Source organism: Microcystis sp. LE19-84.1B, from assembly GCF_027531875.1.
In the GTDB taxonomy this organism is placed as follows: Bacteria; Cyanobacteriota; Cyanobacteriia; order Cyanobacteriales; family Microcystaceae; genus Microcystis; species Microcystis panniformis.
Genome location: NZ_JAPZSR010000148.1, coordinates 18,313 through 28,361, shown reverse-complemented (window position 1 = coordinate 28,361; position 10,049 = coordinate 18,313). Strand labels below are relative to the sequence as shown.

The following is a 10,049-nucleotide window of genomic DNA, read 5'->3' as shown; positions in this document are numbered from 1 at the left end:
TTAAATTGACGACGATTAACTTGTAAGTACACTGGTTGTCCTGAGATTGGTAAATCTTTGACTAAATGTCGATGATTTTGGTGTAGTTTATCGCTCTCTAACCCACAACGAGGACAGATGGCTTTTTGATTTTTCGATTCGATTCGGCAAACTATACCGATATTTTCTAGGTGTAGATAGCCTTGAATAGACGTTCCTTTTAGGTTCAAAAATTTGTCAAGCATCATAAGTAAAATACTCGGGTTTTTGGCTATTATATCAAATTTTAACTCAATTGTCTATCTTTTGGTATTAACCTGTTTGTGCCGTAAGTGTCTCCCTGTATGGATGTCAGCTATTTTTGAGACTAGGTACTCTCATCGAATTTTATTTTAAGTTAATTATTTGCATAACAATTCCCGAAGAGCCAATTAAAAGAACGAAAGGGGAAAAATTCGGGGTGGGTAGGAGACGGAGAAGAGCAACTAAGAAACACAATTCGGGTATTTATTGAAAATCATGGTATAGAGGATTATTCGTCCAGAAAAGCCTACATTGCTAATAACAAAAAGCCTAACTTTCAGACTTCACAACAGGAGAGGATGGAAAAATTTCGCCAAGAAACTGGGTTTAGATTAATTATTCAAAATATCATCAAAATTGAGTGATTTAATTCTCTTTGATTCGGTGGCTCTGAAGATATTTATTTTCTAGAGTGTAGAGATATCCTAGTTTGATGTTGAATCTCACCCTGAATCCGTTGCCAAGCTGTGATCAACTTTAAACTTTTCACTCAAGGAGCGCGGAATAGAACCAGCTTCTCGAACACGGCTTGAATTTCTGGTAACTTGATCATTGAGTCTCTGTCCTCAAACTTTTTCTAGGTACTGGTCAATCCTAATTTATACTAAATCCAGTTATTAAAAACTGATTATTTATTCTCCCCTTTGCATGAGTGCCTCTTGCATGAGTGCCTGTCCTGATATGTCACCTATGCTCAATGGATTTAGGATTAGTATCCTATAATACCAATTCTTAGGAGACTATAAAGAAAATCCCAAGATTAAGTGAATCCCTTGCCGAGAAACGCTATAAGAAAATAAAATGTCTAATTTCATCCACAAAATTGTTATGACAGTTACCAATAGACAAGAGCTAGAAGAACTGATTCAACAGGTAAAAAAAGCTCAACAACAATTTGCCAACTATAGCCAAGAACAAGTAGATCTTATCTTCAAAAAAGCGGCATTAGCAGCCAACAACGCTCGCATTCCCCTGGCTAAAATGGCCGTACAAGAGACAGAGATGGGAGTAATTGAGGATAAAGTGATTAAAAACCATTTTGCCTCAGAAATCATCTACAACAAGTATAAACACAGCAAAACCTGCGGCATTATCGAAGAAGATAAATCCTTTGGATTGCAAAAAATCGCCGAACCCGTGGGCATTTTAGCGGGGATCGTACCCACCACAAATCCCACCTCTACAGCCATTTTTAAAGCCCTAATTGCCCTGAAAACCCGCAACGGCATCATTTTTTCCCCCCATCCGCGAGCCAAAGACTGCACGATCGCGGCGGCCAAAATAGTCTTGGAAGCGGCCGTGAAAGCGGGCGCACCGGCCGGTATTATTGGTTGGATCGATCAGCCATCGGTGGAACTTTCCCAAGCATTAATGCAACATCCCTGCATTAATTTAATCCTCGCTACCGGCGGTCCCGGTATGGTAAAAGCGGCCTATTCTTCGGGAAGACCTTCCTTAGGAGTCGGTGCCGGCAATACCCCCGCTTTAATTGACGAAACCGCTCACATAAAAATGGCCGTTTCCTCGATTATTCTCAGTAAAACCTTCGATAACGGCATGATTTGCGCCTCCGAACAATCGGTAATCGTTGTCGATAGCATCTATGAAGAAGTTCGACAGGAATTTATTGATCGCGGGGCCTATCTTCTTTCCCCCGAAGAAAGGCAAAAAGTCGTCGGTATTCTCCTAAAAGATGGTCATATCAACCCCGATATCGTCGGTCAACCGGTAGAAAAATTAGCCGACATGGCTGGAATTTCTGTTCCCGAAGATACCCGCTTACTAATCGGAGAAGTGGAAAATATTGGCTTAGAGGAACCATTTTCCTACGAAAAACTCTCGCCAATTTTAGCCATGTACCGGGCAAAAGACTTTGAAGATGGGGTAAAAAAAGCCGAAAAACTGGTCTTATTTGCCGGTCGAGGTCATACGGCCGTGCTTTATACCGCACCCTCCAATCGGGAAAATATTAAGCGCTTTGAAGACAACGTAGAAACGGCCCGGGTATTAATTAATACCCCTTCTTCCCAGGGGGCAATTGGTGATATCTATAACTTCCGTCTCGATCCTAGTTTAACCCTCGGTTGTGGCACTTGGGGCGGTAATTCCATCAGCGAAAACGTCGAACCTACCCATCTATTAAATATTAAAACCGTAGCCGAGCGCCGGGAAAATATGCTTTGGTTCCGAGTACCACCAAAAGTATATTTTAAATACGGAGCATTACCGATCGCTATTCGGGAATTAGCCGGCAAAAAACGGGCCTTTATTGTCACCGATAAACCTCTTTTTGACCTAGGAGTTACCGCACCTTTACAGGAAATTTTAGAAGAAATCGGCATCACGGTTAATATCTTTTATGATGTGGAACCCGATCCTTCCCTGGAAACCGTCGAACGCGGTTTAAGCGTGATTAATACCTTCAATCCCGATGTAATTATCGCTATCGGTGGTGGTTCCCCCATGGATGCGGCTAAAATCATGTGGCTACTCTACGAGCATCCAGAGATAGAATTCGAGAGCTTGGCCATGCGTTTTATGGATATCCGCAAACGAGTCTATGAATTGCCCCCTTTAGGCGAAAAAGCTCTGATGGTTTGTATTCCCACCACTTCGGGAACAGGATCAGAAGTGACTCCCTTCGCCGTCGTGACCGATCGCCGTAATAATATTAAGTATCCTTTGGCAGATTATGCCCTAACTCCCAGCATGGCAATTGTCGATCCGGAATTAGTGCTGAATATGCCGAAAAAATTGACAGCCTACGGCGGAATTGACGCTTTAACTCACGCTCTTGAGTCCTACGTCTCGGTTTTAGCCTCAGAATATACTAATGCTCTTGCTCAAGATGCCATCCGACTGCTGTTTAAATACTTGCCCAGTTCCTATCATAACGGAGCTAAAGACCCGAAAGCGCGGGAAAAAGTCCATTATGCGGCGACAATGGCAGGAATGGCCTTTGCCAATGGCTTTTTAGGCATCTGTCACTCCATGGCCCACCAATTGGGGGCAATTTTCCACATTCCCCACGGTCTGGCCAATGCTTTGATGATTTCCCACGTCATCCTCTATAATGCCACCGATGCCCCCTTTAAACAGGCCACCTTCTCTCAGTACAAATATCCTAACGTAAAATGGCGCTATGCCAGGATCGCCCATTCCCTGGGATTGGGAGGAGAAAGCGAGACCGAAAGTGTGGAAAGATTAGTATTAGCGATCGAATGTTTAAAACGGGAAATCGGTATTCCGGCCAGTATTAAAGAGGTAATTCCCGAAAGTGAAGCCGAATTTATGGCCAAATTAGACCATTTAGCTGAACAAGCTTTCGATGATCAGTGTACTGGAGCCAATCCCCGTTATCCCCTGATCGAGGACTTAAAAAACCTGTTAATCCAAGCTTATCACGGCAATTTGCCCCTAGAGGTGGCGGTAAATGGTCACGGTGATGTCAGTCTTGCCGATTTGAAGTTAGATCCGCAACCTTTGAGCTTTTAGAGATAGATTTTGCCTTTGATCTCCCCTACCCCCTAGTAGGGTTGATTCATGAATCAACCCTACCATCAATCAACCCTACCCCCCTTAATCAGGGGATATCCCCCCTACCCCCCTTAATCAGGGGATATCCCCCCTACCCCCCTTAATCAGGGGGGTTTTGACAGTTTTTAACACCTACCTACTTAGCTACCACTTAAAAATTATCTTTTTTCCCCCGCAGCCGTGCAAACACTTGTACTGGTTCGTTGCTATCCATGGTCATTGCCAAAGCGGGACTATCCCAACGCAAAAAAGGATTAGTCAGCTTTTCCGTCCCCAAAATTGCTGGAATCGTGGGAAGATCTTGGGCGCGATTTTTCTCCACTTCCCGATAACGCTGTTGCAGAGCAGCATTATTAGGGTCAACTGTCAAGGCAAACTTTAAATTATTTAACGTATATTCGTGAGCGCACCAAACCCTGGTCTGGTCAGGCAGCGATCGCAATTTAGTTAAAGAAGCCACCATTTGCCCCGGTGTTCCCTCAAATAAACGACCACAACCCCCCGAAAACAGGGTATCGCCACAGAATAACTCGCCGTAATCTCCGGGGTTAACTGGGGGAAAATAGTAGGCAATATGAGCGCGAGTGTGGCCGGGGACAAAGAAAACCTCGGCCGAGCGACCGGCAAATTCCACCCGATCCCCCTCCGCTAAAAACAGCTGCTGCCCCGGAATGCGACCGCGATCCTCCTTTCCCCCATAAACACAAAGATGGGGATAACGATTAATTAAAGCCTGATTAGCCCCCACATGGTCGCCGTGGTGATGGGTATTGAAAATAGCGACTAAATCCACCTGTAAAGCCTCTAATCGCCTGAAAACGGGTTCAGGTTCCGCCGGATCCACCACGGCTGCGATTTTTTGCGCTCGATCGTAGAGGAGGAAAATATAATTATCGGAAAGGGCGTTAAGACGTTCGATCTCCATGGTAGAATCTTGATGCTCAGGTTTAACTCGATCATTTGACATCCTCGCCGGCGTAAAACGGACGGCGATTCCTCACCACGCCACTTTTTTAGGGTGGTCGCGTCAACGTAGGGCTATTTCATTCTCCCATCAGAATATCAAAAGTAAAAGCGATCACTGTCTTTGTAAAATGAGAAGTGACCGCCAACCTTTAAAATATATGTTGAGCTTAATAGAAAAACTGAAACAAGTCAAGGACTTTCGGAAAGATCAAGGAAAAAGACACCCTTTATGGATAGTATTAGTAGTAATAATACTGGGAACAATGCTAGGATACTTAAGTTATAGAGAGCTAGGAGAGTTTGCTAAAAATAATCGGCACAGGCTCAGTCAAGAATTTAACATAATTCCAGAAAGAGTCCCATCCTATTCAACAATTAGAAGGGTAATGATGGGAGTTAAATGGCAGAGTTTGTTAAAAGTGTTTAATGAATGGGCATTACAAGAATATGGACAAAGAGATGATATAAATTGGCTATATTATATATAGATGGAAAAAGTCTCAAAAACACCCTAGATAGGGTTGGCTGAATAAATCTAAAAACATTGTTCGATAGGACTTTTAGACCTTTAATCGTGCTTCGTGTCACTGAGCTTGTCGAAGTGCTGTTCTAGGTTGGTCGGGGCTTCGGCCGTGAGTTCAGCCGAACGGTTTCATCCCATCAGTAAAACTGAGGGTCTTCACCCCGACATTTGAGATAAATTAACCTAAAAATCCGCTCTCCGTGGCTAGATGTGGGGATAAATTGTAGAATTGTCATGACGTGAGCAAATAGGGAGGCAAGGGATTGTCAGTTGTTTTAATCATATTTAATCTTAAAATAGAGAATTGTCCCCGCTAAGATAAAAGTAACAAAATTAGCGACAATAATCGGTTTACTGCTCATATAAATCCCGTAGATTAGCCAAAGAAAAACCCCCAGACAAAAGCAAATAAACATAGTTAGGGACAAGTCCTTAGCCGAACGATAACGCCAAGTTTTAATCACTTGGGGTAAAAAGGAGACAGTGGTTAATATTCCCGCCACGATCCCGATTAGTTCAATAATATTCACCGCTTATCCTCTTGGCTTAGTTTCTCTCATTTTAAACTGTTGACTATCTAAATTACTGCTGACGACCGACGACCGACTCCTAACCTCACCAAGAAACTTTTTCAGCAGACCCTACTTATTGAGCGATTACTATCACCGAAGTGCCGATTTTTACCCTTTCAAATAAAGCCTTTATATCTCGATCGCGCATCCTGACGCAACCGTGGGAGACGGCCCGGCCGATGAGATTTTCTTGCGGTGTACCGTGAAAACCGATAAAATTGGCGCCATCGGTCCAAAATCCGATCCAACGCGCCCCTAAAGGGTTGTTTTTTCCCGATGGCACCAGTTGCCCGGTGAAAGGATGTTCCCAGACTGGTTCCCGCACCATCTGAATCACCCTAAATTCTCCCGTTGGGGTTTCCCAACCCCGACGACCGATCGCCACTGGGTAAGAAGCGATTATTTTCTGTCCTTGGTAAACAAAAACCCGTCTTTTTTTTAAATTCAGCAGCAAACGGGTTTCTGTTCGAGTTACCGTGGTTGCGGGAAGGGAATTGACGGGACTAATGGGGGGATTGAGGAAAAATTCCCCTATTCCTAGACATAAACAGAGAATCGGCAGAAAAACTCGCATCTGATACCAGCAAAGTCAAGATTTTTTATCCGTATTCTAATCTGATTGTGAGGATGTCAAACCGTCGATATGGTGAGTGCGGGAGGGAAGGATAAAATCGCAGTCGAGTTGGGCTAATTCGGTTACACTAATCCATAGCTGGAATATTAACTTTTGTAACTATGACCGCCGCTATTGCTCTCGATCGCGTTTCTAAAATCTATAACAATCTCCCGGTAGTTAACGAGCTTTCCTTTGCTATCGAAAAAGGGGAAATCTTTGGTTTACTCGGTCCCAACGGTGCGGGAAAATCGACGACAATCCGCATGATTATCACCCTAACCGAAGCAAGTCAAGGAGAAATCGCAGTGGCGGGGTATGATGTGAAAAAATACCGCGATCAGGTGAAGAAAAATATAGGGGTAGTCTTGCAACAGATTAGCGTTGATGGGGAATTAACCGTCTGGGAAAATCTGGAATTTCACGGCCGGATGCACCATATCCCCAATCCCCAGAGACAGGAATTAATCGATCGCTATTTAGATTATGTCAGTTTAAGCGATCGAAAATCTGCCCTTGCCAAAACTCTTTCCGGAGGGATGAAACGACGTTTACAGATTGCTCGCGCTCTTCTTCACGAACCAAAAATCCTCTTTCTCGATGAACCGACTGTCGGTTTAGATCCCCAAAATCGTCGTCGTTTGTGGGAAGTAATTCGCGATTTAAACCAGCAAGGAATGACAATTTTGTTAACCACTCACTACATGGAAGAAGTGGAATTTCTCTGTCAGGATAACGCCACGGGAAAACCGGGCAGAATTGGCATTATGGATGCGGGCAAATTAATCGAATTAGGAACTCTAACGGATTTTCGCACTAAGTATGGCGAAGGGTTAGTTATCAAACAAGTTGGCGATAAAATCGATTATAAATTCTTCCCCACCGTGGCCGATGCTAACTCTTATCTGGACACTTTGAGCGATAAAACTGGAGTAATGTGTCGCCCTTCCAACCTCGAAGATATCTTCGTGGAACTGACGGGACATCAATTAGATTAGATTCTTGGTTTGTCCGTTAGTAAATTGTTAAGTTATCGGTTTTTGAATCCGGTTTTTCTGAGATTAGCTCTGTTTAAATCGGCATTTCTTGGCTTTGATCTGGTGTCTATTTTATTGGTAAACTTGCTAAGTGGGTAGGTTTTAAAAATTGTCAGGCGTTGGGTTTCATGCTTCAACCCAACCTACGTTCTGATGTCTATTTTATTGGTAAACTTGCTAATTAAGTAGGTTTTAAAAATTGTCAGATTTCTCCCCTTCATAAGGAGTTATCCCCCCTGATTAAGGGGATCAAAGGCAAAATCTATCCTCTATTTAACCAGAACCACTTACTTAGAGTCTAGGTCAATTAGCTGAGGATGTCCCTAAAAACCGAGTTCAACCCGAAAAAAAGAGGCTTTTAGTGGTTTTTAAGCTTTTTGGGTCAGATAAATGGCCCAAGAAGGGAACTTTTTCCGGAGAGGGAGAGTCGTCGGGGACTGGATAAAAACTAGAGTACTCCCTCGATCGATAGACAAAATTGACGGTAATCGTTTAGAATAAGGCACTGAATACTGACGAGATGACAATTATCCCTATGACCGATCTCCAAGCAAAAACTAGATGGTCAACAGCGCGGCGATATTACGAATTGCTTAGTGTTCTGGTGGAACGTAATCTCAAGGGACGCTATCGGGGTTCTTTTCTGGGGGTTTACTGGTCTTTGTTAAATCCCGCGATTATGACTGCACTATACACGGCAATTTTCGGCACGGTTTTCGCCTCTTATTTTGATAATTCTATAGTTAACTATGTCCTAGCGGCTTTCACCGGTTTAGTAGTAATAAATTTTTTTAATGCTTCCACTAACCAAGCTTTACCTAGTATCGTCGGTAATGGCAGTATTTTAAATAAAATTCGTCTGCCAGTTAGCATTTTTCCCGTTTCCATGGTAGTGGCAAATATTTTTCAATTTGCTATTAGTATCTTTCCCCTTTTGGCTATAGTAACTCTCTGGAAGTCTCAAAGTTTAATTAATGTAATTGCTCTGATTTTTCCCGTGATTGGTCTTTCTCTGGTTTGCACGGGAGTGGGTTTCTTTGTCAGTACCCTCTACGTTTTCTTCAGAGACTTACCCTATTTTTACGAAATTGTTTGTTTTGTCGCTTGGATTAGCAGCCCGATTTTCTATCCCCCAGAAATTATTCCTCCTTCCGTAAAACCATTCCTACTATTAAACCCATTATTACCGGTAATCGAAAGTATTCGCCAATTGTCCCTTTCCCCTGGATTACCGGATTTTGGTTTGATTTTTCAATCTCTACTTGGTGGAATCATCATCTTAGGAATTGGTTGGACTTGCTTCCGACTCTGGCGACATTTATTTATGGATTTATTATAAATGACAGAAGTAATTCGACTCGATCAAGTGTCTCTCGAAAGACGTACTCAAGAAGAATTCTCCTACGATCTAAAAAGGACAATCTTCTCTATTCTTGAAGGTAAATATCGTCAACCTGCCAAAAAATTAGTTCTGGATGATATAGATTTAGTCATTAATTCTGGAGCGAAATTAGGTATCATTGGAGCTAATGGCGCAGGAAAATCTACTCTCTTAAAAGTCATTTGTGGTATTCTGGAACCGACAAAGGGACAGGTGAGAGTCAGGGGACAAATTGCTTCTCTAATTGAATTAGGAGCGGGTTTTGATCCAGATTTACCAGTAAAAGATAATATTATTCTCTATGGGGTAATGCTGGGATTTTCTCGTCAGGAAATGAAGGAAAAAACCAAAGATATCCTTGACTTTGCTGAGTTAGAAGAATATATGGGAGCGCCGGTGAAATCTCTTTCTTCCGGGATGGTGGCTCGTTTAGGATTTGCGATCGCCACAGAGGTTCACCCCGATATTCTTATTCTTGATGAAGTCCTTTCCGTCGGGGATGAAAGTTTTAAAAATAAGTGTAAACGACGGTTAAAAAAATTCTGGAATTCTAACGCTACTATTTTAGTAGTTTCCCACGATTTGACTTTAATTCAAGAGTCCTGTGACCAAGCAATTTGGCTAAATAAAGGCCAGTTACAATGTCAGGGTACATCGGAAGATGTAATCAAGTTTTATTTGGATTCCGTGCATCAAAATGAAGTTAATTTTTAATTAAGTAGGTAATCTCAATTAATTGTTAGATAGGAATAATTTATCTACGTTTTACTTGGTCGAAAACCCTGTAACTAAATAGGGTTTGCTGAATAAATGTGAAATGTAGGCAAGGTAAGAGTTTTGTGGCTTTTCTCGCTCCCACAGGTGCAAGATTTTGAGAGAATCGTTGTTCAAAACCTTGCGTCTTCATCGGCCCGCGTCCTGTAGGGGCGAAGCATTCGGGCAATAACCTATCGGTGAAACCGGAGATTTTCTAACCGAATGCTTCGCCCGTACTTTTTGCCGCAAACCCTGTCACAAAATAAAAAACCCCGGTGTCCAGCCGAGGTAGCGCTAAGTTATGTAGGAGAACTCAAGCAAATCTGTCAATGGGGTAAACCCAAACCCCGAAAACTTTTTTAAGCTAGTAGGCCAAGTTTTT

General features: G+C 42.7%; 8 protein-coding genes and 1 pseudogene. 5 read left to right on the top strand and 4 right to left on the bottom strand.

The features are described 5' to 3' along the window. On the bottom strand, positions 1-227 hold a 227-nt coding region (locus O9324_RS09545; RefSeq protein ID WP_287711049.1), incomplete at its 3' end, for a transposase family protein. An 883-nt stretch (positions 228-1,110) separates the two neighbouring features. Here O9324_RS09545 and adhE point away from each other — a divergent pair. Then, complete coding sequence (gene adhE / locus O9324_RS09540; protein ID WP_288140049.1) at positions 1,111-3,777, top strand: bifunctional acetaldehyde-CoA/alcohol dehydrogenase; 2,667 nt, start codon at positions 1,111-1,113, stop codon at positions 3,775-3,777. A gap of 193 nt (positions 3,778-3,970) precedes the next feature. Here the strand turns inward: adhE and gloB are convergent, their stop codons facing one another. Beyond that, positions 3,971-4,744 (bottom strand): hydroxyacylglutathione hydrolase, encoded by a 774-nt coding sequence (gene gloB, locus O9324_RS09535; RefSeq protein ID WP_072926024.1) that lies wholly within the window; start codon positions 4,742-4,744, stop codon positions 3,971-3,973. 199 nt (positions 4,745-4,943) lie between these two features. Between gloB and O9324_RS09530 the strand changes: the two are divergent. Continuing rightward, a pseudogene (locus O9324_RS09530) lies at positions 4,944-5,299 on the top strand (transposase family protein); the annotation flags it as partial. Between the two features lie 284 nt (positions 5,300-5,583). On the opposite strand, the gene O9324_RS09525 reads toward O9324_RS09530, so the two are convergent. Beyond that, the gene (locus O9324_RS09525) at positions 5,584-5,838 is read right to left on the bottom strand and encodes a SemiSWEET transporter (RefSeq protein WP_002743903.1); all 255 of its coding nucleotides are present in this window, start codon (positions 5,836-5,838) and stop codon (positions 5,584-5,586) included. 115 nt (positions 5,839-5,953) lie between these two features. Then, on the bottom strand, positions 5,954-6,454 hold the full coding sequence (locus tag O9324_RS09520) for a L,D-transpeptidase (protein ID WP_287629212.1): 501 nt from the start codon (positions 6,452-6,454) through the stop codon (positions 5,954-5,956). Positions 6,455-6,615: 161 nt separating this feature from the next. On the opposite strand from O9324_RS09520, the gene O9324_RS09515 reads away from it, so the two are divergent. The 3 genes from O9324_RS09515 (at position 6,616) to O9324_RS09505 (ending at position 9,625) form a co-directional block, all read left to right on the top strand. Then, positions 6,616-7,491, top strand: coding sequence for an ABC transporter ATP-binding protein (locus tag O9324_RS09515; RefSeq protein WP_288140048.1), 876 nt, complete (start codon positions 6,616-6,618; stop codon positions 7,489-7,491). A gap of 574 nt (positions 7,492-8,065) precedes the next feature. Continuing rightward, positions 8,066-8,869, top strand: a complete 804-nt coding sequence (locus tag O9324_RS09510) for an ABC transporter permease (protein ID WP_170863902.1) — start codon at positions 8,066-8,068, stop codon at positions 8,867-8,869. Continuing rightward, positions 8,870-9,625: an ABC transporter ATP-binding protein gene (locus O9324_RS09505; protein WP_002771944.1), complete on the top strand. Its 756-nt coding sequence runs from the start codon at positions 8,870-8,872 to the stop codon at positions 9,623-9,625. Positions 9,626-10,049 lie beyond the last annotated feature (424 nt).